This is a genomic window from Alkaliphilus sp. B6464 (assembly GCF_018141165.1).
Classification (GTDB): Bacteria; Bacillota; Clostridia; order Peptostreptococcales; family Natronincolaceae; genus Alkaliphilus_B.
On the sequence record NZ_CP058557.1, the window covers coordinates 1,304,655 to 1,329,820 of the forward strand.

Here is a 25,166-nt window from a genome sequence, read left to right on the forward strand (position 1 = left end):
ATGAGCAAGGTAATTACACGTGAGCAGGCAGCCGAAATGGTAAATGATAATATGACAATAGGTATTGGTGGTTTTGTTGGTTTTGGGGTTCCAGAAGATTTGTTAGTAGCTCTCCAAAATAGATATATCCAAACAAAGTCCCCTAGAGATCTTACAGTTGTACACTGTGCAGCTGTTGGTGATGCAGCTGAAAGAGGGGCAAATCGTCTTGGAGAAGAGGGTTTAGTTAAAAAGCTTATTTGTGGTCATATTGGCTTAGAGCCAAGGTTAAACAAATTAACTGTGGAAAATAAACTAGCATCCTACATGCTTCCACAAGGGGTTATTAGTCATATATTAAGAGCAATCGCAGGAGGAAAGCCTGGTGTTCTAACCCATGTTGGCTTAAAAACATTTGCTGACCCTAGACTTGAAGGTTGTAAAGCAAATCAGGCAGCTATAGATTCTGGAGAAGAAGTTGTTTCTTTAGTAAAGATAGAAGACAAAGAGTACCTTCTATATAAATCATTTCCTATGGATATTTGCTTTATCAAAGGTTCTATAGCTGATGAAAGTGGAAATATTTCCTTATGCAAAGAGGCTGTTTTCTCTGATCAGTTAGAAATGGCCGCCGCAGTTCATAATTCAGGAGGTATTGTAATTGCTCAAGTTGACCAGATCGTAGCAAAAGGAACCTTAAAAGCACATGACGTTCAGGTCCATGGTTTTATGGTTGATTATATTGTAGAAGGTAGTAAGGAAAATAGCTTTCAATCCTTTATATGTGACTACTACAGACCAGAATTATCAGGTGAAATAAAAGTGCCTTTAGGAGCTATTGAACCTATGAGGTTAGATCAGAGAAAAATCTGTGGAAGAAGAGGTGCTTTAGAATTAGAACCTAATACTCTGATTAATTTAGGTATTGGTATACCAGAAGCAGTTGGAGCGGTGGCAGGTGAAGAGGGACTAGCAGATAAGATTACACTTTCTATTGAGTCAGGAGCTCTAGGTGGCGTGCCTACAGGTGGACTTGGTATTGGTGGTACAGTGAATCCAGAATCTATTTATAAACAGCCAGACATATTTGATATTTATGATGGTGGAGGAATAGATATGTCATTCCTAGGTGCCGCTGAAATTGACCCTATGGGTAACGTTAATGTTTCTAAATTTGCAGGAAGGGTTGTAGGACCAGGTGGATTTATAAATATCTCCCAAAATGCAAAAAAGGTTTACTTCACAGGTACTTTTAAAGCAGGAAAAATGGAAATGGAAATTAAAGATGGAAAACTTAATATTTTAAAGGATGGTAAAGCTATAAAATTCAAAAAAGAATTAGAGCAAGTGACTTTTTCAGCTGAGTATGCAAATGAAACTGGACAACAGGTTTATTACATTACAGAAAGAGCTGTTTTCAAGCTAACAGAAAAAGGAATTATGTTAATTGAAATTGCTCCAGGAGTTGATTTAGAGAAAGACATCCTTGAAAATATGGAGTTTAAACCATTGATAGCAGAAGATTTGAAATTAATGGATGAAAGAATATTCAAAGATGAGAAGATGGGGCTAATATTTTAAAATCTCATTAAACAAGTGTATAAAATTAGGACTTTTATAATTATTGAAGTTCCAATTTATAAATAGATAACAAGGAGGATTTAATATGGATTTTAAGTTTACAGATAGTCAATTGATGCTACAAAAAGTTGCAAGAGAATTCGCTGAAAAAGAAGTCGGACCAATTGCAGCAGAAATTGATAAAACAGGAAGATTTCCAAGAGAGACATTCGACAAAATGGTGAAGATAGGATTTACAGGAATTGGTACACCTGTAGAATACGGTGGTTCTGGCGGAAATGATATTGATAAGGTCATAGTTGTTTCTGAAATTGCTAAAAAATGTGCAGCGACAGCAGCTATTTTGTCAATACACTCAATTCTTTCTCACGTTGTTTACAAATTTGGTACAGAAGAACAGAAACAAAAATATTTACCACAGGTAACTAGTGGTGGATGCCTTGCTGCTTTCGCCTTGACAGAACCTAATGCAGGATCTGATGCAGGTGCTGCAAAAACAACAGCCATTCTAGACGGAGATGAATATGTTCTTAATGGAACTAAATGTTTTATTTCAAATGGTGGACAGGCCCAACATTTACTTATTTTTGCGCTAACAGACCCTTCTAAGGGACTTAAGGGATTATCCTGTATTCTGGTTGAAAAGGGGACTCCAGGATTTACAATAGGTAAGATTGAAGACAAGATGGGCATTAACGGTTCAGAAACTGTAGAACTTATATTTGATAACTGCCGTGTTCCAAAGGAAAACCTTATTGGTAAAGAAGGCAAAGGATTTATGATAGCCATGAATGCACTTGACAGTGCAAGAATTGGAGTAGGTGCTCAGGCTCTTGGTATAGCAGAAGGTGCTTTAGAGGAAAGTGTAAAGTATATGAAGGAAAGGGTTCAATTTGGAAAACCACTTACAGCTCTTCAAGGTCTTACTTGGTATATATCTGATATGGCAACTAAGACTGAAGCTGCCAAATGGTTAGTATACTACGCAGCGCACCTAAAGGCAACTGGACAGAATCATACTAAGGAAGCGGCCATGGCCAAATTAAATGCAGCAGAAACAGCAAGACACGTTACAAACCTAGCATTACAGATTCATGGAGGCTATGGCTACATGAAGGACTATTCACTGGAAAGAATGTATCGTGATGCAAAGATTACTGAAATCTATGAAGGTACTTCTGAAATCCATAAACTAGTAATTTCAAGAGCAGTATTACGTTAGGAGGAGAAAAATGAATATTATTGTATGTTTAAAACAAGTTCCAGATACAAATGAAGTTAGAATTAATCAAGAAACAGGAACACTTATAAGAGATGGTGTACCTAGTATTATTAATCCAGATGATAAAAATGCTCTCGAGGCAGCTCTTGCAATCAAAGATGAAAAAGGTGCGAAGGTTACTGTACTAAGTATGGGGCCTCCACAGGCAAAGGATGCATTAAAAGAAGCACTTGCTATGGGTGCTGATGAAGCCATCCTTGTTAGTGATAGAGCTTTTGGTGGTTCTGACACATGGGCTACTGCTACTATTCTTGCAGCAGCTATTGAAAAGATTGGCAGTTATGACATTATACTTTGTGGAAGACAGGCTATTGATGGTGATACAGCACAGGTTGGTCCAGAGATTGCTGAATTTTTAGGAGTTCCACAAATCACATATGCTAAGGAAATCAAGGTGGAAGAGGATAAATTAACAGTAACAAGGTATACAGAAACAGGAGACTATATAATAGAATCTAAATTACCTGTACTTTTGACAGCTATTAAAGAGTTAAATGTTCCAAGATACCCAAGTGTACGGGGAATTTTTAAGGCTTATGCAACTGATGTAGACGAAATCAAAGTTTGGGGTAGTAATGATTTAGAAGTTGATCATACACAGATTGGGCTTAAAGGTTCTCCTACTAATGTATATAAATCCTTTGTACCAACAAAATCTAAAACAGCGGAAATTATTGATGGAATCAACGGAAAAGAAAAGGCAACTATTTTAATTAGCAAACTTGTTGATCTGAAGCTTATATAGGAGGTAGGTGTAAACATGGAAAGAGCAAAAGTAAATCAGAATATTAATTTAAATGATTATAATGATATTTGGGTAATAGGTGAACAGAGAGAAGGGAAGATTCATCCTGTAACTATTGAATTAATTGGTGAGGCTAAAAAACTTGCAACTGAAATTAATAAAAAGGTAGTAGTTGTTGTTGCAGGTTATGAAATTGATGAGGAAGTAAATAAACTCCTTTATTATGGTGTAGATAAGGTCATATATATATCTAGCCCATTATTAAAGAATTTCTCAACAGATGGATATTCAATTTCAATTTCTAATCTTATTCTTGAGAGAAAACCAGAAATCGTTTTAGTTGGCGCTACATCAATAGGAAGGGACCTAGGGCCTAGAATTGCAGCAAAAGTTGGTACAGGATTAGTTGCTGACTGTACAATGCTTGACATTGATCCAGAAGATAAAAAACTTCTTCAAACAAGACCTGCATTTGGTGGTAACCTTATGGCTACTATTATATGTCCAATAAATAGACCTCAAATGGCTACAGTAAGACCTGGGGTTATGAAAAAAGCAGCACATATAGATAGTCCAACAGGAGCTGTTGAAGTAGTAACTCCTGCTATTACAGAGGCTGATATTGTGGCTAAGGTTGTTAAAATAATGAAGAGTAGTAAAAAAACAGTTGATCTTACAGATGCAAAAATTATTGTATCAGGGGGACGTGGTGTAAAAGGACCTGAAGGTTTTGAACTAATTAAAGCTCTTGCAGAAAAATTAGGTGGAGAAGTTGGAGCATCTAGAGCTTGTGTTGATTCCGGTTGGATTGACGGTATGCATCAAATAGGTCAGACAGGTACAACAGTAAGACCAGAAATTTACTTTGCTTGTGGTATATCTGGTGCTATCCAGCATTTGGCGGGTATGAGTGATTCAAAATACATTGTAGCAATAAATACTGATCCAACAGCTCCGATTTTCAATGTTTGTGATCTTGGTATTGTAGGAGATTTAAAAGAAGTTATTCCAGCTATGATTGAAGAAATTGAAAAGAACAAGGCTTTTGATCTATAAGATTTATTATGAAATGAATGGCAAATAATATGAATAGTATGATAAATAAAGCTTTTATAAGTTAGAGCTTATTGCCAAGAGCTTAATTTAAAAGTATAATAGAATTAGATAGTAGCTTAGCAATAAGCAAATAGGCAGACAGCTACGTCTGCCTATTTAATTTTAGTTCACAAACAGGTAGGTGTGTAACGATTATGGATAATAATTTAGATAGGTACAAATATATATTCGATGAAATACTTACAATGACCGACGATGGGTTTATTGTTGTTGACAGAGAAGGTGTAGTTACAGACATTAATGACCAGTATTGTGATTTTTTAGGTACAAGTAAAGAAAATGTGATAGGTAAAAATATAAAGGAAACTATATCAAACTCGAAAATGATTGATATTATGCAAAATGCTTGCAGAGAAGAAGGAGCTATACACAAGTTTGTAGATGGTGAAACTAAGGAAGTTGACAATAGATTCCTTTTAGTTAGTAGATCTTGCGTTTTCAATGAAAAACAAGAAGTAATTGCTAGTGTAGCTCAGGTGAAGTTTAGATTACAGACCCTTGATTGCGCTCAAAAGTTGATGAAAGAATATTCTGAGCTTGAATTTTATAAGGAAGAATACAATAAAAATAGTACAAATCAATATACATTTGATGGAATGATAGGAAGTAGCAAAAAATTTTTAGGTATTAAAAAAATGGGAATGAGGGCGGCTAAAAACTCTTTTCCAGTTTTGCTAACTGGAGAGACAGGTACAGGAAAGGAAGTCTTTGCTAGGGCGATCCATAATGGCAGTGATAGAAGAAACAAGCCTATGGTTAGCATTAATTGTGGCGCGATTCCTTCTGAACTTTTAGAGTCCGAGTTGTTTGGATATGAAGAAGGCTCTTTTACTGGAGCTAAAAAAGGTGGTAAAGTTGGGAAGTTCCTTCAGGCAGATGGCGGAACCATTTTTCTAGATGAGATTGGAGATATGCCTTCTGATATGCAGGTTAAGCTTTTAAGGGTATTACAGGAAAAAGAGGTCGATAAGATAGGAGGAACTGAACCAGTTTCTGTAGATATAAGGGTTATAGCAGCTACAAGACAAAACCTAGTTAAAATGGTGAGGGAAGGAAAATTTAGAGAAGATTTATACTATAGACTCAATGTTATTAATATTGAGATGGTTCCTTTAAGAGAGAGAAGAGAGGATATACTAATATTTGCAAACTATTTTTTGAACAAAATTAATATTGAATACAAGACTACTACCACTCTAAGTAAGGAAGTTAAACGATGTTTCCAAGGTTATTCATGGCCAGGAAATATAAGGGAATTAGATAATGTTATTAGAAGTTCGTATGCATCATGTGATGAATTTATAATACAATTAACAGATTTGCCTGCCAAAATGGTTTCTAGTCATAATGTGAATAGCTTTTCCGGTTCTGGTGAAAAGATGTTAAAGAATATGGTAGATAGTTATGAGTGCTCTATAATAAAAGAGGTTTTAAAAAAATGTAATTGGAATTGTCAATTAACAGCTAATGAGCTTGGTATTCATAGAAGCCTTTTATATAAAAAGATGGATAAGTTTGGGATTAAAGTAAAGAAAATGCTTTAGATTTAACCGATTTCTTATACTTAATAGCATTGACATATATTTTTTTCTAAACTATAATGTTATTTAATGTTTGTTGAAGATTTTAAATTAAATGTAAGTGTTAAAGGGGAGTAGCTGCCCGTAAGGGAGATAAAGTCAACATCCTGGTTTAATAACCTGGCTTTATCATGACATCTGTCAATGTGAGACTTTTAACACGAGGAAACTATTGTAGGTTTCTTTGTGTTAGGAGTCTTTTTTTATTGCTTAGAAAAGCATAAAATTGTTAGCCATTGAGAATTTTTTTATTACCCTTAACTAAAAGGAGGTGTTACCTATCTAAAGCTGTATACAGAAATATCAACATGTTAACGATACTGACGGGGAGGAATGAGGCATGGAGTTTTTTAGAAAGACAGCCGATGAAGTCTTAAAGGAACTTGAAGTAAATAGTGACACTGGTTTAACAGACAGGCAAGTATTAGATAAGGAAAAAAAGTATGGAAAAAACCAGTTTTCTAAAGGAGAAAAAGTATCCATCGGTAGAAAAATAATAGAGGGACTTAAAGAGCCAATGGTGCTTATTCTACTTGTAGCGGCTTTTATAACTATAGGAATGAACATATATAAGTATTTTAACGGACTACATGCAGAGTTTACAGAAAGTATAGGTATAGTGGTGGCTATTTCCATTTCTGTAGGTATTCAAATATTGATGGAGGGAAAATCTGAAAAGGCCTTTGATGCCCTTAACAATATTAATGAAGATATAAAAGTGAAGGTTCTTAGAAATGGTAATATGGACTATATCAACAAGAATGATGTTGTAGTGGGGGATATAGTTAAAATCGAAACTGGTGATAAGGTCCCTGCTGATGGTAGGTTAATAGAAAGCTCAGATTTAAAGATTGACGAGTCTATGCTAACAGGAGAAAGCATTGCAGTAGCTAAAAGTGCTAACATAGAGGTTGCAAACCATAGGGCATCCTTACCAGAACAGGTGAACATGGTTTTTGCAGGTACCTTTGTAACCTTTGGACAAGGTGTGATGATAGTAACCTCCGTAGGGGACAATACAGAAATGGGTCATATCGCAACAGAGTTAAAGAGTGCTATGGAAACCACAACCCCTTTACAGGAAAAACTAGACAAATTAGCAAAATCCATATCTGCAATAGGGATGGCTGCGTCAGGACTAATATTCTTGTTTGAGATATATAAAATATATACAAACAATACACTATCCTTTGATACAGTTCAGAATGCATTTATGACTAGTATTGCACTAATAGTGGCTGCAGTACCAGAGGGGTTACCAACAGTTATTGCTATGACATTGGCACTAAACATAATTAAAATGGCAAGGAGTAATGCCCTCGTTAGAAAGCTTGTAGCCTGCGAGACCGTAGGATGTATTAACGTCATTTGTTCCGATAAAACAGGAACCCTCACAAAGAATCAGATGGAAGTTATAGATGTTTGGAGCAATGGCGATTTAGTTAACCCATCGGAATTAAAAAACAAGTTTATGATAGAAAACTTTACACTAAATAGTACAGCAGATATTAAGATAGAAGAGGGAAATATAAAGTTTATTGGTAACTCAACAGAATGTGCTCTTTTAAAGGCATTTAATGAGACTATATGCTCAATAAGCCCTAAAGCCTGTCCCCATTATATGAATAGTAATTTTGTCTGTAGAGGAGAGTGCAAGAAATACCATCCTACTAAGGAAGAATTCATTAGTTATGGTGATGTTAGACATTATTCCAATATAGCACATCAATATCCATTTACATCTGATACTAAGTCAATGACTACTGTAGTATCAGAAGGAGAATTTAATAGAGTATATACTAAAGGAAGTCCAGAAAAGATTATTTCATTATGTAATAGAATAATAGTGGGCAATAAGGTCGAGCCCTTTACAGATGAACTAAAGGAAAGGGTAAATAATGAGATAATAAAGCTACAGAAAGAAGCTAAAAGGGTATTGGCATTTTCTCATAGAGAAATGACTGAATTCTACGAAGGCTGGGGCGAAAACCAACAAGAAATAGAAAGCAATATGATTTTTGATGGTTTTGTTTCTATAGCCGATCCACTAAGAGAAGATGTTTATGATGCAATAGAAAAATGTAAAAAATCTGGTATTAATTTAAAAATATTAACTGGAGATAATATTGTTACTGCAACATCTATAGCAAAGCAACTAAATATAGTTAAAGAGGATAGTATTATTATAGAAGCTCAAGAAATTGATAATATGTCTAACGAAGAATTATTAGAAATAATGGATAAAATAATAGTAATTGCCAGAAGTAAGCCGCTTACAAAAATGAGAATAGTAAACCTGCTTAAGGAAAATGGAAATGTAGTTGCAGTTACTGGTGACGGTATTAACGATGCACCAGCCCTAAAAAATGCAGACGTGGGAATTGCAATGGGTATTACTGGTACAGAGGTTTCAAAGGAAGCCAGTGATATTATACTTTTAGATGATTCCTTCTCTACTATTGTAAAGTCTGTGGAATGGGGAAGGGGTATTTATGAAAACTTCCAGAGGTTTATACAGTTTCAGCTAACAGTTAACCTTGTTGCTGTACTAACTGTTATTATTTGTGAAATACTTGGTCGGGATTTACCCTTTACTACAATACAGTTACTATGGGTAAACTTAATAATGGATGGACCTCCAGCTTTATCATTAGGCTTAGAATCCTTAAGAAAGCATTTAATGGAGCAAGAGCCTGTTAAAAGAGATGCAAGTATAATAACTAAAAGCATGCTCTATAGAATTATAACCAATGGACTATATATAGTTATAATGCTTATGATTCTTATTAACAAAAATGTTCTAGGTGGAACAGTAGAGCAGCAGTCCAGCATAACTTTTACAACCTTTGTTTTATTCCAACTATTTAATGCCTTTAACTCTAGAGAACTAGGAGACGAAAGTATATTTAGCAACTTATCAAACAATAAGTCAATGGTGGCAATTGTAGGTGCAACCTTTGTACTTCAAGTATTTATAACTCAATTTGGTGGAGATGTTTTCAAAACAGCACCATTATCTATTGAAATGTGGGCTAAGGTAATAGGATATTCCTTCTCTGTTGTAGTATTTTCAGAGGTTATAAAATTTGTTAAGAGAAGGGTTAAACTAAGGAGAGTAAATTAATAGTAGGTTAAAAACAGTTGGTGATTAATAAAAAACTTGTAATATTTACAAAAGAGATATCTCCCTTAACTTTAAAGAGTGTTAAGGGAGATGATTTATTATCTAAGAAAGTATAAAACTATAGTTAAATATTTACATAATATTTTCAATAGATCTATCATCAAAGAATGTGTTTCCATTATAAAGAAATAATAGATTATCTATACTATTGGATTCAATAAACTCTTTTAGGTTACCGTCATAGTATCTTAAATCCACCATATAGATTTCTCTATAATGTCCTGTTAGAAAAGGAACTATAGAGTTAGCATAGGAATCCTTAATAATAAGTAGTTTTTCTTTATCATTACTATTAGTAGTTATTTTAATAAGAGGGTGGTTTCCTCCTAAAAATATAGTATATTTATCCTTTTTGCTTATATTATCCATACTGTAAAGTGATGTAGTTGGCTTATCGGTTCCATAGAAATCAATATTATACTCTTCTTCAGACTTTGGTATATATAAATTAATTGCATCCGGCGCTATGTTTTTAAATCCACTCTTAGAATATAATGATCCAAAAAAGCTATCTGTAATTTGCTCTACATTAAAATCAGATTCTTCCTTTGGAATAAAATCCATTGTATTGCCCATTTCTTTGTAGCTGTAGTAGGCCCCTTTAGTTGTCCAATGGTGGTCTGTCTTATAAAATATATAGTCATCTTTTTTACTATATAAAGCATTGTACACATCAATAAACTTAATATCAGTACTAAGAGATTGTTCAACTTTGTTAATAAATGCAAGCTGATCGCTGACAGGGGCATAGGGAGGCAGCTTATCCTTTAATATTTCAACAGCATTAGGTACTAACATAAAATATTTATTTACTTCAGGTATTGAGGAAGAGAAGCTATTTATAATGTCTATATTATTTTTAAAATCATCTTCCTTTGGTTTATTGAAGTTTTGTAGTAAATAGCCATCTCTTCCTAGATACACACCATTACTGTCCTTTTTCCCTAGGATCCTTTCGCTATAGGATTTAATTCCTATCCAAAAGTCTCTAAAGGCAAACTGGTCCGCAATATATTTTTCGTAATTAGTAGTAAAATTGCCATGTAGAAGTTGACCTATATTAAAGGAGGGAGCCTGCTCAAGAACCCTATTTTCCATTTCAGAAAATGTCCTATCGCTGGTTATTATATTAAAAACTAATAAAATTACTATATATGCTGGCAGCATAGTAGCCATAATACGTTTATATGCCTTATCTTTTTGTTTCAAATATATCCCTCCTAAAATCTAAAATAAAGAAATGGATTATAGCTTTCATTTACTAAATAAGCAGTACATAAAAACAAGAACAGTAAATATATTAAAGGCATAGCTATTACAGATATGCTCTTTAGTTTGTCCTTTATTTTAGAAGATAAATTGTTCAAAAATGGTGTAGAGCATAGAATGAGAAGTATAAAGAGCATAGCATTTGTATAAAGATAGTATAGACCATGTCTATCAAATAACATATGTTTTCCTAATCCAAACATTGTTTTTATAAAATAAGCACCTTCATACATATTTTCAAACTCAAACAATACCCATCCGATTATTACCACTAGTAAAGTATAGATATGGCCTATAAACTTTGGACGATTTTTAAGCCATTTTAATAAAAATATTTTCTCTAAAGTTACAAAAACACCGAAATACAAGCCCCATAAAACAAAATTCCAGCTGGCTCCATGCCATAGGCCTGTTAAGAACCATACTACAAATAGGTTTCTATACTGCTTTAGACTACCCATTCTGTTACCACCTAGAGGAATATACACATATTCTCTAAACCATTCACCTAGGGAAATATGCCATCTTCTCCAAAATTCCGTCACACTTTTAGATATATAGGGATAATCAAAATTTTTCATTAGATTAAATCCAAACATCTTTCCAAGGCCCAAAGCCATATCCGAATATCCGCTAAAGTCGAAGTATATTTGAAATGTAAAGGCAATTATTCCAAGCCATGCAGATAATATGGAAAGTTCTGCTAGTGGCGTCTCTTTAATATTAGTCCAAAGAAGTCCAATATTATTTGCTAACAGCACTTTCTTAGTTAAGCCTATAATAAATAACTCTGCTCCTTCACCAAATAAATCTATACTTTCTCTTCTATTATTCATCTGATAGGCAATGTCTCCATATTTAACTATAGGACCCGCCACCAATTGTGGGAACATAGTTACATAGGTTCCAAAGGATATTATATTTTTTTGTACTGGAGCCTTATTTGTATATACATCTATTGTATAGGACAAAGTTTGAAAAGTATAAAAAGATATACCTACGGGTAGAGGTAGGCTCTTTATTGCAATATTTAAATTAAAAAGTCCATTTATATTGTCTACAACAAAGCCGTAGTATTTAAAAAAACCTAGTATTCCTAGGTTTACAATTACAGAAGTAATTAAAACAGCTTTAGGGATATACCTATGATTCCTATGTTTGTCTATTAGCAAGCCATTCAAATAATCAAAGAATGTAGAAAATAACATTATAAGAATATATATTGGTTCACCCCAGGCATAAAAAACAAGGCTCGCTATAAACAGAACCAAGTTTCTAAGTGGCCTAGGAGATATGTAGTATAGAAGTATAGTTAGAGGCAGAAAATGAAAAATGAAAATAAGACTACTAAATACCAATTGTTGTACACCACCTTATAAGAATTTTAAAATTATATCCTAACTATTACATCAAAAAAAGCAGCATAGCTGCTTTAGATAAAGATCTATGTCATGGCTTTTTTACTATGTAAGAAAGTATAACTTTTTTACTTGTTGAGAGATTTTTAAAGAAGTAGAAAGTTGGTAATATTTTAAGCACTTGAAATTTAAAAGCTTAAGCTTTTAAATTGAGTGCGCCATGAGTCGATGCGGTAGCATCAGACGAATTTTTTATTTAAAAGAATTATCAAATATACCTTCTACTTTTGCAGCATCCTTCGATACTACAAGTAGTACATAATTACCTTTGCTTTTTAATACATGCTTTTCTATTAAAAAATATTCCTCTGGTAGATAACTTTCAAAAATTGAACCTTGATCACTTATTCTAGTAGATATTTTTTCTTTAATAGACTCTATATTGTTTTCATCTTTAACTTTAATAATGGCAATCTCATCCGCTTTAATGTTTGTAGAAGCAGTATATAGGACAAAGTCCTCTACCTCATCTTCATTAATATCATATAGTTTTTCAAGCTTATTAATATCACCCTTTTTCATTTCAGATATGTCTATAGCTTCTTCTATTTCATTAGTAATTTCCTCTATAGTGGGAGCCTTAGCTATCGCTTTTTCTGAGGAACAGCCGAGCAGAAAAGTAAGAGATAGGATTGCTAATAAAATGGTTTTAAATGTATTTTTAATTATATTATTGTTATTCATAGTTATTTTCATCTGTTTTTATTCTCCTTTTTAAAATAATGTGGATTAAGCCGCTGCTCTATTAAATATTGTTATGTAAATAATTTAACCAAAGTTTATAAAATGGATATTTAAAGTGGATGCCATCGCTTTCATGAAGATCCTTATCTATATTTTCCAATACAGAAGCTACATTAAGATAATTTAGACTTTCATTTTTAGCCATTTCTATAATAGCACTATTAAATTCTTGTATTCTAGCAGTAGTAACAAAGGGTAGCTTTTTTTGCACCTTTGGATCTACGGGTAGTATGGATTGAACATAGATACTTGCTTCTGGATATTTATCCTTAATATTATTTATTAGCTCAGTGTAATTTTTAATAAATTTCTCACTGCTCATATTGGATTCAACTTCATTAGTTCCTAACAATATAAAAACATTCTCTGGTTTTAAGGTTTTTATGTTACTAAGTTCTTTATTTGCTTTTAAAAGGGTAAACCCTAGCTTAGCAATAACTGTTTCTTCATCTAAAAGCTCATAGTGGGATAGACCTTCTGTTATAGAATCCCCTATAAATAAGGAGCTCCCAAAAACTTCTTTATAGTTTATATCCTCACTAGTATCTAATATATCTTTTTTTGGTATATTACTATTTTCATTAGGCTTATTATTTGTTTCCTTATCTGATTTTGAAGTGTTTCCTTCTGTATTAGGTGCTATAATAATGCTATCATCTATGTAATTAGGAGTTTTTTTGCTAGTATCCTCCTCTATATCTTCAATCTTATTTAGATTGTCATTATTCTTTGATTCATTGATTATTGTTTTGTCCTTATTTGATATACCAAAAGCTGTTATGCTCTTTAGTACACCTAGATTGTCCATATTTTTTATTATATAATTCTTTATTAAAAAGAAGGTTGATAGAAGTATTAGAGTCAGAGCTAATGAAACAGTAATACGTCTTCTAATATATTTTTGTCTTCTTTTACTTCGACTTTGCTTTATCTTCATAGATATTCAACCTCCTATAATCATTTCTATTATTATATATGTATAGATAGTACAAGTTATTTACACTATTGCACAAATAATTATAGTATATATATTCGATTAAGATGTAAAGAAAAAGTAACAAACAGGAAATTTAGATAATGTATTATTTGGTAATTATGGGAGTATAAACAAAAGATCAATTTATAGGAAAGGAAAATCCCCTCAACACTATAATTGTTAAGGGGATCTTTTGATCATTTGAAATTTCTTAAATAAGGATGTTTAAAGTTCAAGTGTAATAGGAGTGAATGAGATAGCATTATGCGACTTTTTAGTCAACCTCTATTTTTTCTAAAGGTCCAAAAGCAGGGCCTTCTATTACATCACCAATAGGGGAAAATCTAGAACCATGGCATGGGCAGTCCCAAGTTCTTTCTGCATCATTCCATTTGACTTCACATCCCATATGGGTACAGGTAGTATTCACAAAGTATAGTTTTCCTTCTTCATCTCTGTATGCGCCTACTTTTTGTCCGTCTATATCTATAACCTTTCCCTGTCCTTTTTCAATATCAGGATTAATAGAGCCAGGAGAGAGTTTGCCCCAAATAAGATTTACTGCAACATCTAAATTTTCTTTAATAAATGTCCATATTGACCCAGCATTTATAAATCTAGACGGATCATAAACTTCAGCCCAAGGACTTTCACCATTTACAATAAGATCCTTTAAAATCATTGCAGATACAGTACTGCTAGTCATCCCCCATTTTTTAAATCCTGTTGCTATATAAATATTAGGATGAGCAGAGTTAATGCTACCTATAAAGGGGATATCATCCATTGTCATACAGTCTTGGGCAGACCATCTATATAAAACTTCTTCAACTTCAAAGTTTTCATTTGCAAAGTCAATTAGGTTTTCATAATGTGTATTTATATCATTTCCATGACCTGTTTTATGGTTCTCACCTACTACCAATACAAGTTCTTGATCATCACCAAATGGATGGGAACGTAAAGACCGGGCTGGCCGCTCTGCATTTATATACATGCCATCCGGAAACTTAGATTTTGCTTTAATAGCCACAATATAGGCTCTTTCTTGATAAATTCTAGCAACGTACAGACCTCTTATATTAGAGAAGGGATAGTGTGAGGCTATTATTATTTTTGAGGCAGTAATTTTTTTACCATTTTCCGCAACTACAGAACACTTTTCACCTTCTTCGATACCAACTGCCTTAGTATTTTCAAAAATATAGCTGCCATCTCCAGCAATATCTTCTGCTAGGCTTAATAAATATTTGCGTGGATGAAATTTTGCTTGTCCTTCAAATTGTACTGCGGCTTTTATTGGAAAAGGTAGTGGTAGGTCTTCTACATAGGAAGCTTTAATTCCTAATTCTTGGGCAGCTTTAACTTCATTTTTAATTTGTTCCACATATCCATCGGACTGTGTATATACATATGCATTTTGCCAACTAAAATCGCAATCAATATTTTTTTCTTCTACAATTTGAGCAATAAACTTTATAGCTTGTTCGTTGGACTCAGCATATTGTTTAGCTTTTTCTATACCTATTTGCTTAATCATTTTATCGTAAATTAAATCGTGTTGAGAAGTAATTTTAGCTGTTGTATGTCCTGTAGTTCCATTAGCAATATGGTCGGCATCAATAATAGCAACGGTTAAACCTTCCTTTTTCAGTAAATAACCAGAGGTAATCCCTGTTATACCTCCACCTACAATGGCTACATCTACGGTAATGTCTTCTTGTAAAGCGGGATAATCAGTAGTGCCCGTGGAAGCAATCCAATAGGATTCAGGTTCTTTAGTAAAGCCTTTATCTGGAGAATAATATTGTTCCATAGTTTACATCCTTTCTTATGTAGATTTTACATTCTATCTATCTCTATGTTGCACCTAATTTTATAAAATATTCTAGTTAAAATAGAATTGCTCCACATCTCCAACTACCTCAAGGCCAGTATTTAGTCCTTCTCCTGAAAATACGACTTTTTTGCTTTTGCTATCATATAACTTAACTTCTACAGCAGATGTAATGCTTTCGCTAATATCTCTATCCATCATGCCGTTTTTAGGAGCTTTTAAAATTCCACCCTTAGAAAATGTCGCTTTCATTTCTAATATGTATTTAGAGCTAGAAATGGAAACATCTAATATATTATTTTTATATTCTAATTTTTTAATTTTCGCACCTGTATATGTAGCGAACATAAGTATTTCATTATCTATTCTTAAAAAGGAAAGAAAACCAGTAAAATGACTCCTAAACCAAGGAATTTTAGCAATGGAAAACATTACTGAAATGTTATCTTGCGTAAAATGGTTGGACTGTAGCCAAATCCATGCTTCTGGAAATGATTTTCCCCAATCCTTTTCTATATAACCATATCCACTTGTAAAATCAATTCCAGTATTATTTTCAAAAATCTTACCTTCAATTTCATGATGAATGTTAACAATACCGTGGTAACATTCCATAAAGGGTATAAATGAAAAGGGTCCCATAATTCCAGGATTAAAAAACTTTTTAGGAAAAGGTACTATATTATTAAATGATAGCTCACCTTTAATTAAAGAATTTTCATTCTTTAAATCCAGCATTATGCCGTTACGATAAAAATGATTATTTTCAATTTGAACATGAAAATCTTTATTATTAAATTTAAAACTATTAATGTCATATTTAAAATAGTGGACCTTACAGCTATTTGCTTCTATTACTTGGATAAAGGCATGACTATCATCTTGACACTTGCCATAGGCAACACCAGGAATAATCGCCCATACATTTTTTTTAGGTGAATCTATTAACTTATAATACCAACCCTCAAAATAATTTTTTCTTTTATATTGCCCCTGAAACATTTCAGGATTCCAAAGTTTGCGGAATAAATACATTTTATTTTCTCCTATCACTAAAGATGATTACAAGTCACTCTAAATTGTATTTTTCCCATTGAGGGGAAGGATATTACAAGTGCTATACAAATTTATTTTATTAATAGCAATTTTAGAGACAAAATACTTGCACACAAATTAAGCTAATATAGCCTAGGATTTAAAGTTAAAGTCAGAGTAAAAGTCCCATTAAAAACCACAAGTAGAAAGGGTAGTGTAAAAAATACAAGACTTGGATATATATATTTAAGTATGTATAACTGAGTTATTTGCATATGATACAAAAAAGTAACTGTAAGGAGCAGATACAGTTACTTAATAAAGTCACTAGAGGAACGCTATGCTAAAGCTGTAGCATAGATTAAAGTTAAATAAATCGAACCATTGTATTCCTCCTATTTTTTGTTTTGATAATTGTCGATACCTCAAGTGAAAAAATCAATATTATTAGTAAGAATCGATTTACATAGAATCATAAAATTTATATAATTCATTTCTATTTATTTCTGAATCTAAAATCATATATGTTGTAGATGTTCTCGTATTTTGATTTTTAAGCTTAGTAGATATATAAATCAATTTATCATCTATAATTTCTATTAAAAAATTTAATGAATTTTCATCTTTATTAGATAAAAGGGCTATGCCAATATGCGAATTTGAATCTTCATACAAATTATTTTTTTTTACTTCTTTTACATTAAAAGAGGTAATGTAATTTATAAACCAATCAATATCATTTTCTTTAGAAGTTGATTTATTTCCCTCTTTACTATATCCCTCTATGAAAGTAATTGACATATAGGAAATATTGCTATTTGAAAGTTCTGACATGAGATCCGATTTTGGTCTTATTAAGCTCAAAAAAAGCAAACTGAGTGCTAGTATACCTATTATAATCCTTATATTATTTTTTAAAAATTCTTTCATAATATTGAACTCCTTTATTTTAATTTTATTGTTATTAAACAACGAATAGCATATTTAACAATATTTTACATTATAAGTATATGCAAAAAGAAAAGAAATTGCAAATTTAATTTGCAATTTCTTTTCTTTTTAAAGATAACCAAACTCTTTAGATGAAACCGTCCTTACTCCCAAATTATCATAGTTCAAGAAACCAACATATGCTCTTACATAATTTCTGCTAGGATCTGCTTTGATTCTTTCCTTAGCCATATGAAGTCCTTCAAGACCATTTTGAATACTTTGTAACACTACTGCTTTATCACTTGATGATAATGTTAAAATTGCTGTAGTAGCACCTACAATGGTTGTTAGAGTTCCAGCTATAGGATTGGCTGAAATTAATAGCAATCCAAGGATACTAGCGGTTGTTCCTAAAGCTGTCTCTAATTGAGTGTCTGTTAACCTACCTTCAATACGTCTTTTAATATTGTATTGAGCAGTTATTAGATCTTCAATTCTTTCTTCGGTAAGAGTTAGGAGCTCTACCGACTCTGATCTTCTGTGTGGCATAATAAACATCTCCTTTTATAATATATTTTTATTTTGCTAAGACTCTCTCTCTCGGCCAACTTGTTTCGTCTTACACTATATAAAAGAGATTTAAGTCAAAATAATCAACTAGTCTTTAAAATTAATTTTAAAATAAATTTTTCTGTCTAATTTCGTTATCTATTAAAATTGGAAGTATCATATTTAAAATAGTGAACTTTAGATATGATTAAAAGTTACTCTTAAATTATGTTTTTATACTGAGAGTAAGGATAATACAAAAAAAGCTCTTGGCATGCCAAGAGCTTTAAAACTTCTCCAAAAATATTTTATTATTTGTTATCTCATATAACTTTTTATAATACGCCTTAGACTTTTCTTTATTTGTATAAGGATAGTTTGAAAGTTCCTCATCAAAATCATATAACCTAGCTAACATAAGAAGAGAATGTGTATCATCTGGATTTTTCTCTACAGCTTTTTCGTAGCTTTCTATAGCATCTTTATAGTCCCTTTTCAGAAGTTTTTTATCACCTTCTGTTACTTCCCTTTGCCCCAAGGAGAAGTCTGTATCATTTCCTTTAACATAACCATTAGAGCTAGATAACATATTATCATTTTCGTCATAGGCATTAACTCCCCAAAACAGCTGGACGTTTGGATTAACATATGCAAGGAAGGATTCTGGAATTGGCCCCTCTTCATCAAAGCTTAAAAGGGCATCCATATATAATATATCTTCTTTTTTAACTAGAGCTTCTGTAGTATAGTATTTTTCACCTAAATCTCTATAACCTGTTGCCCCATTAAAGGATATCCCAAATGTAATGGAATAGTATGCTGCTCCGTCTAATGGTTCCCATAGAAATTTAATAGTATCCTCCTCTATTTCTTCCCCGTTAGCGGGAGCAATTACCTTCATTTTATTTACAAAGTCAATTGCAAAGTCGTAGTTTTCACCATTTACCACATTGAAACTAGTATTCTTAAAAGGACTATCTTTTAAAATCTTATCTTCTATCTGTTCTAAGTCTGTTACAACCCCAATAGTATATCTACCTTCAGGTACATTGGAAAATTCAAAATTTCCATATTCATCTGTTTTTGTCCAAAAAGCTTCATTTGTAAATCCGAATATGTTGCCATCTTCAATATCTTGGTATTGTAAAAAAATAGGCAGATCCTTAAAAGGCTGATTTTGTAGCGTTGCTTTACCTGTTACCTTACTATGTGCATCTTTAGATTTTTTTAATTCCTCGAGAAGGGTTTCGAATTCAGCTTTTTCCCATTCGTTATCATATCCTATTATCCAACTGGTAAGTTCCTCTGCTTCATTATAGTAACCCTTTACTTCAAATGCTTTTATAATACCTTTTATTGTGAAAAGATCAATGTGTTTTCGTTCTTCATTATTAACTTTGGTATAGAAACTTTTTATCATGTCTATTGCTTCTTTAATATCTCCATCATCAATTTTTATCCTTACATCATTGGAAAGCAGGTCGTATCTAATTCTTTTGGCTGGAAAGCTAGAAAATCTATTGCTCATTTCTTCATAATAGGCCCGAGTATCGGGAAAAAGATAGGCGCTAGAATACTGGGCACTTCCAAAACCTAAACCAGATATTATTATTTTATTATTAGTAGCTGAAATGTATCCTGCTTTCTCAAGGGCACTTTCCGCTGCAGCAGATGTTGGGAAATGTTTATCAATTTTATCGTAATAGCTTTTAGCCGTTAGCAAATCACCATTATAATTAAATCTATCTCCAATTTTAAGCATAATAGATGGTATTAAAGAATATATAATCATAGCTACGAAAAATGTTATAGATGAAATTAAAACAATGTGTTTTACTTTTAATCTAATTACTTTTTTCATAATTATTTTCACCGTCCTTTTCCTTGACTAACATATGGGTTATACTCCATAGTTTGTATATTAATAATTTCATACCTTGGTTCATGAATATCCTTTATTAATATAAGATTACCTATATACATGCCTACTAACATTACAGCTAAAGAAGTAAAGATAGCTAGGGATGGGAGAGGAATGATTATCTCCTTTTCTAAAAAGTTTTGTAGGAGAGACTGTTTTTTAGTATTAATAGGGATATCGTATAGTTTATTTTTATTGTTTTCTGTTAGACTTACATCTTGAAGGCTTTGATGAAATAAATTTTTTATATCTCTATCAGTTATAGTTTCTTTAGTAACTTTTAATAAATCTTCTTTTTTCAATTAACCCAGCTCCTTTCTTAAACGCTCTTGAAGCATATTTCTACCTCTTTGCAATCGGCTTTTTACACCTGACTCGCCTATATCTAAAATTGCCGCTATTTCTTTAATTTTCATTTCTTCATAATAGTAAAGATATAATGCTTCTCTATATTTTAAGGGCAGATCTATTAAAATCTCTCTTAGCTTTTCTATTTCTTCCTTTTTTATAATCTCATATGTAATCGAGTGAGGTTCACTATTTTCTTTTATACCATCATAGAAAGGAATCCAAGTTTTTCTTCTTTTTTTCTTTAAAGCCTGCTTAGCATTATTTATAGTGATTCTTGTAACCCAAGTAAGTAAGGTGCTTTTTCCACTAAATCTATGTATATTTCTATAAATATTAATATAGCTTTCTTGTAGTATGTCTTCAGCTAATTGATAATCTCCTATAATTATATAACCTAAACGAAGGAGCTTTTCTCCATAGCATTCTACCAATTGATGATAGGCTTCAACATCTCCTGCTTTAAGTCTTCTAACTAGGTCCTCTTCCAAATCTTCCACAGATTTTCCCCTCCTTTTATCTATTAGATGATTAATATACAAAAAGGTCGCAGAATATTTTTATATTTTATAAACATAATATCTTAAGATAATATAAAAACAAATTATTAATATGTAATAGATTAATAATTTATCTTAGTTTCAAGCGATTGAAATAGTTTTAATTGTTTCGAACACTATGTTTAGATAATTTAAAACTCAGTTTAGATAAAGTTCTAGAATTGTTAACTATAGGATAAGCTAGTATAATACATATAAATAATGATATTTTGCAGGTTACACATGGAAAAATAATTAGTTTTATGGTATATTTATTTAAATATACTAATGCAGATAGAAAGCATGCTGAAAGGAGATTAAAATGGAAAATAAGCCTATTACTTCAAACTTTATTAGGAATATTGTTATACAAGATTTAGAATCAGGCAAACATAAAGAAATTATTACACGTTTTCCACCAGAACCAAACGGTTATTTACATATAGGACATGCAAAATCTATAGTATTAAACTTTGAGTTGGCTGATGATTTTAATGGAAAAACCCACTTGCGTTTTGATGATACAAACCCAACTAAAGAAGATACGGAATATGTAGAGTCTATTAAGGAAGATGTACAATGGTTAGGATTCGATTGGGAGGAGCTATTCTTTGCATCCGACTATTTTGAGGAAATGTATAATCGTGCTGTACTATTAATTAAAAAGGGAGTAGCTTATGTTGATGATTTATCAGCAGAAGAAATTCGTGAGCATAGAGGAACTTTGACTCAGCCAGGAAAAGAAAGCCCGTACAGAAATAGAAGTATTGAAGAAAACCTTGATCTTTTTGATAGAATGAGAAAAGGTGAATTTAAAGATGGTGAAAAGGTTTTAAGAGCAAAGATAGATATGAGCTCTCCAAATATGAATATGAGGGATCCTGTTATTTACCGTATAGTTCACGCAAGTCACCACAATACAGGAGATAAATGGTGTATTTATCCTATGTACGACTTTGCGCATCCATTAGAGGATGCTATAGAGGGTATAACTCACTCTATATGTACAATGGAATTTGAAGACCATAGACCTTTATATGATTGGGCTGTTAGAGAGTGTGAAATGGAGTCTCAGCCTCAACAAATAGAGTTCGCTAGACTAAATATGACTAATACTGTTATGAGTAAGCGAAAATTAAAGCAATTAGTGGATGAAGGGGTGGTAGACGGTTGGGATGACCCACGTATGCCAACTATTTCGGGATTAAGGAGAAAAGGATACACGCCTAAGGCTATTCGTAATTTCTGTAGAGAAATTGGAGTATCTAAAAACCAAAGTATTGTGGATGAGCAAATGCTAGAGCATTTTATCCGTCAAGATTTAAATGAAATTGCACCTAGAACTATGGCAGTTTTAAGACCACTTAAAGTAGTTATTACTAATTATCCAGAGGGACAAGTGGAAATGCTGGATGCAGAAAACAATCCAGATGATCCATCAATGGGAGTACGTAAGATTCCATTCTCTCGTGAAATATATATAGAGCAAGAGGATTTCATGGAAAATCCACCTGCAAAATATTTTAGACTATTCCCTGGTAATGAGGTTCGTTTAAAGCACGCTTACTTTATTAAATGCAACGATGTAATAAAGGATGCAGATGGCAATGTTGTGGAACTTCATTGTACTTATGATCCAGAAACAAAGAGTGGAACTGGATTTACAGGAAGAAAGGTAAAGGGTACTATCCATTGGGTAGATGCTAGTAATTCTACACCTGCAGAGTTCAGACTATATGAGCCACTAATATTAGATGAAGATGGGGAAGACGATAAACATTTTTTAGAACAAATTAATCCAAACTCCCTAGAAGTATTACATGGTTTTGTAGAAGATAATATGAAGGATGTAGAGGCACACTATAAGTTCCAATTCTTTAGACATGGATACTTTAACGTAGATCCAAAGCATAATAGTAATGATAATTTAGTGTTTAATAGAATAGTTTCTTTAAAAAGTTCTTTTAAACTCTAATTAAACTAAAAAACCTTATATCTTTAGAATATAAGGAATAAGTATTATTTTTATAGAGAGGCCATTAAGCTTTAATAGAAATGGCCTTTCTTTATTGCCTAATACTCTTCACAAAGGAATATTATTAATTATTGTTTTCTTCAATATATGCAACTAAGGCTTTAGACAACTGATCTGGACAGGAGGTACTCTTTGCTCCGCATTTAATACCCTGTAGTCTTTTAATAGCCTCATAAATATCCATACCTTCTACTAACTGACTGATCCCAAAAAGATTACCAGGACATCCAGATTCAAAGGATACATTGTGTAATTTGTCTTGTTTTACATCGAAGCTTATTTTTTTCGAACAAACCCCTGAAGGTGTATAACTGCTCATATGTAAAGTCTCCTTTCTAGTTATTGGTGCACTAATAATATACACGACAATTTAAATCATAATAGAAAGTATATAAGAGTGTCAAGGTATATAACAGCATTGTAGTACTTATTATTTAAAGTTAATAAATTAATTACATAAAGTGCTTGAAGAGTTTTTTAAAGATCTGATATAATACTTTAAGTTTGGAAATAAAATTTATAAATTAAAGGAGGTAGTGGCTTTGGTTAAAGAAAATCAACTAACGCAGGGAAGTATATCAAAAGCATTAATTAAACTAGCACTTCCTATTATGGGAACATCTTTTCTACAAACTGCATATACTATTACGGATATGTTTTGGATAGGGAGGGTAGGTACTAAAGCTGCTGCAGCCGTAGGTACAGGTGGTTTCTTTACATGGCTTGCTATGGCGTTTATCATACTATCTAAAGTTGGAGCAGAAGTAGGGGTCGCTCAATCTATAGGCAGGAATGATGTTAAAGAGGCAAGAAGATACATTAGACATACAATCCAACTAAATGTATTTTTAGCGATTATTTATAGCATTACGCTTATTACTTTTAGACATTCTCTTATAGGGTTTTTTAATTTAGGGGATACAGAGGTAATTGAAATGGCTACCTCTTATCTTGCTATTGTTTCTCTAGGATTAGTATTTTATTTTATAAATCCAGTATTTACAGGTATTTTAAATGGATATGGAGATAGCAAGACACCATTTTATATAAATATGATTGGATTGATTGCAAATATTGTATTAGATCCACTATTTATACATGGAATGGGCCCTATTCCTGCAATGGGAGTAAAGGGAGCTGCTATAGCCACAGTAATAGCACAAGCTATTGTAAGCTTGGTCTTTATATTTAGAATTGCTTTTGCAAAGGGAGAGCTTTTTAGCGATATTGGATTTTTAAAAGCACCGGATATGGATCATATGAAGCATATTATAAGATTGAGCCTACCTGTTGCTTTACAAAATGCATTGTTCTCCATTATCGGAATGTTTATTGCTAAAATAATTGCGCCTTGGGGACACACGCCTATTGCGGTACAAAAAATTGGATCTCAAATAGAGGCCATTTCTTGGATGACGGCAGGAGGATTTTCTACAGCCCTTAGCACTTTTGTTGGACAAAATTATGGAGCTAAAAAATGGGATCGTATATATAAAGGATACTTTGTTGCAATTGGACTAGTAAGCATTATCGGAGTTGGAGCAACACTTTTATTGACATTTGGAGCAGGACCCGTTTTCTCTGTGTTCTTAAATGAAGAAGAAGCAGTTGCACACGGTATTGCATATTTAAAGATATTAGGATTATCCCAGTTATTTATGTGCATTGAAATTACTACAGCGGGAGCCTTTAATGGCTTGGGAAAAACAGTACCACCTTCTATTATAGGTATTGTATTTAATGCCCTACGTATTCCAGCTGCCATGATTCTATCTGCCCCCCATCTATTAGGATTAAATGGGATATGGTGGAGCATAAGTATAAGTAGTATATTTAAAGGAATTATATTAACAAGCTGGTTTATTTTATTTCTTAGAAAAAATTCATATCATCTACATGAAAAACAGTTAGAAGCTGTAGCGCAACAATTGTAGACTTTTAGAAACCACCCTTAGGGTGGTTTTATTGTATATTTTAAAATATAAACTGTACGAAAAAGTACAAAAAACTACGATAAATTACAAATACAATATATAAAAGTTGCCTTATAATAAATAATAGAAATTGACAAAAAAATAACATTTTATAGAGGAGG

General features: G+C 32.4%; 20 protein-coding genes and 1 riboswitch. Of the genes, 8 read left to right on the top strand and 12 right to left on the bottom strand.

Annotated elements, in window-relative coordinates; genetic code table 11:
• From HYG84_RS06315 to HYG84_RS06340, 6 genes are all read left to right on the top strand, one after another.
• Complete coding sequence (locus HYG84_RS06315; protein WP_212381360.1) at positions 1-1,560, top strand: acyl CoA:acetate/3-ketoacid CoA transferase; 1,560 nt, start codon at positions 1-3, stop codon at positions 1,558-1,560.
• Positions 1,561-1,645: 85 nt separating this feature from the next.
• Positions 1,646-2,782: an acryloyl-CoA reductase gene (gene acrC / locus HYG84_RS06320; protein ID WP_212381363.1), complete on the top strand. Its 1,137-nt coding sequence runs from the start codon at positions 1,646-1,648 to the stop codon at positions 2,780-2,782.
• A 10-nt stretch (positions 2,783-2,792) separates the two neighbouring features.
• On the top strand, positions 2,793-3,587 hold the full coding sequence (locus tag HYG84_RS06325; RefSeq protein WP_212381364.1) for an electron transfer flavoprotein subunit beta/FixA family protein: 795 nt from the start codon (positions 2,793-2,795) through the stop codon (positions 3,585-3,587).
• Positions 3,588-3,602: 15 nt separating this feature from the next.
• Positions 3,603-4,643 (top strand): electron transfer flavoprotein subunit alpha/FixB family protein, encoded by a 1,041-nt coding sequence (locus HYG84_RS06330; protein ID WP_212381366.1) that lies wholly within the window; start codon positions 3,603-3,605, stop codon positions 4,641-4,643.
• 194 nt (positions 4,644-4,837) lie between these two features.
• Positions 4,838-6,247 (top strand): sigma-54 interaction domain-containing protein, encoded by a 1,410-nt coding sequence (locus HYG84_RS06335; RefSeq protein WP_212381368.1) that lies wholly within the window; start codon positions 4,838-4,840, stop codon positions 6,245-6,247.
• Between the two features lie 93 nt (positions 6,248-6,340).
• Positions 6,341-6,491, top strand: a riboswitch (yybP-ykoY riboswitch).
• 132 nt (positions 6,492-6,623) lie between these two features.
• A complete protein-coding gene (locus HYG84_RS06340) occupies positions 6,624-9,407 on the top strand; it encodes a cation-translocating P-type ATPase (RefSeq protein ID WP_212381370.1) in 2,784 nt (927 codons plus the stop codon).
• 132 nt (positions 9,408-9,539) lie between these two features.
• Here the strand turns inward: HYG84_RS06340 and HYG84_RS06345 are convergent, their stop codons facing one another.
• The 11 genes from HYG84_RS06345 to HYG84_RS06395 form a co-directional block, all read right to left on the bottom strand.
• Positions 9,540-10,676, bottom strand: coding sequence for a DHHW family protein (locus tag HYG84_RS06345; protein WP_249168723.1), 1,137 nt, complete (start codon positions 10,674-10,676; stop codon positions 9,540-9,542).
• An 11-nt stretch (positions 10,677-10,687) separates the two neighbouring features.
• A complete protein-coding gene (locus tag HYG84_RS06350; protein ID WP_330655595.1) occupies positions 10,688-11,944 on the bottom strand; it encodes an MBOAT family O-acyltransferase in 1,257 nt (418 codons plus the stop codon).
• Between the two features lie 402 nt (positions 11,945-12,346).
• Positions 12,347-12,850 (bottom strand): DUF4358 domain-containing protein, encoded by a 504-nt coding sequence (locus tag HYG84_RS06355; RefSeq protein WP_249168724.1) that lies wholly within the window; start codon positions 12,848-12,850, stop codon positions 12,347-12,349.
• Positions 12,851-12,899: 49 nt separating this feature from the next.
• On the bottom strand, positions 12,900-13,835 hold the full coding sequence (locus tag HYG84_RS06360) for a GDSL-type esterase/lipase family protein (protein ID WP_212381374.1): 936 nt from the start codon (positions 13,833-13,835) through the stop codon (positions 12,900-12,902).
• 313 nt (positions 13,836-14,148) lie between these two features.
• Positions 14,149-15,690: an FAD-dependent oxidoreductase gene (locus tag HYG84_RS06365; RefSeq protein ID WP_212381375.1), complete on the bottom strand. Its 1,542-nt coding sequence runs from the start codon at positions 15,688-15,690 to the stop codon at positions 14,149-14,151.
• 72 nt (positions 15,691-15,762) lie between these two features.
• Positions 15,763-16,746 carry a tocopherol cyclase family protein gene (locus HYG84_RS06370; protein ID WP_212381377.1) on the bottom strand — a complete coding sequence of 328 codons (984 nt, stop codon included), beginning with the start codon at positions 16,744-16,746 and terminating at the stop codon, positions 15,763-15,765.
• A gap of 462 nt (positions 16,747-17,208) precedes the next feature.
• Positions 17,209-17,676 carry a hypothetical protein gene (locus tag HYG84_RS06375; RefSeq protein ID WP_212381379.1) on the bottom strand — a complete coding sequence of 156 codons (468 nt, stop codon included), beginning with the start codon at positions 17,674-17,676 and terminating at the stop codon, positions 17,209-17,211.
• Positions 17,677-17,805: 129 nt separating this feature from the next.
• The gene (locus tag HYG84_RS06380) at positions 17,806-18,228 is read right to left on the bottom strand and encodes a hypothetical protein (RefSeq protein ID WP_212381380.1); all 423 of its coding nucleotides are present in this window, start codon (positions 18,226-18,228) and stop codon (positions 17,806-17,808) included.
• 286 nt (positions 18,229-18,514) lie between these two features.
• On the bottom strand, positions 18,515-20,089 hold the full coding sequence (locus tag HYG84_RS06385; RefSeq protein ID WP_212381381.1) for a hypothetical protein: 1,575 nt from the start codon (positions 20,087-20,089) through the stop codon (positions 18,515-18,517).
• 8 nt (positions 20,090-20,097) lie between these two features.
• Positions 20,098-20,451, bottom strand: coding sequence for a hypothetical protein (locus tag HYG84_RS06390; RefSeq protein ID WP_212381382.1), 354 nt, complete (start codon positions 20,449-20,451; stop codon positions 20,098-20,100).
• Positions 20,452-20,997: an RNA polymerase sigma factor gene (locus HYG84_RS06395; protein WP_212381383.1), complete on the bottom strand. Its 546-nt coding sequence runs from the start codon at positions 20,995-20,997 to the stop codon at positions 20,452-20,454.
• A 361-nt stretch (positions 20,998-21,358) separates the two neighbouring features.
• Here HYG84_RS06395 and HYG84_RS06400 point away from each other — a divergent pair, with 361 nt between their 5' ends.
• Positions 21,359-23,011, top strand: a complete 1,653-nt coding sequence (locus HYG84_RS06400; RefSeq protein ID WP_212381384.1) for a glutamine--tRNA ligase/YqeY domain fusion protein — start codon at positions 21,359-21,361, stop codon at positions 23,009-23,011.
• A 124-nt stretch (positions 23,012-23,135) separates the two neighbouring features.
• Here HYG84_RS06400 and HYG84_RS06405 read toward each other — a convergent pair whose 3' ends face one another.
• A complete protein-coding gene (locus HYG84_RS06405; protein ID WP_212381385.1) occupies positions 23,136-23,390 on the bottom strand; it encodes a TIGR03905 family TSCPD domain-containing protein in 255 nt (84 codons plus the stop codon).
• A 223-nt stretch (positions 23,391-23,613) separates the two neighbouring features.
• Here HYG84_RS06405 and HYG84_RS06410 point away from each other — a divergent pair, with 223 nt between their 5' ends.
• A complete protein-coding gene (locus HYG84_RS06410; protein WP_249168725.1) occupies positions 23,614-25,005 on the top strand; it encodes an MATE family efflux transporter in 1,392 nt (463 codons plus the stop codon).
• The last annotated feature ends 161 nt before the right edge of the window (positions 25,006-25,166 follow it).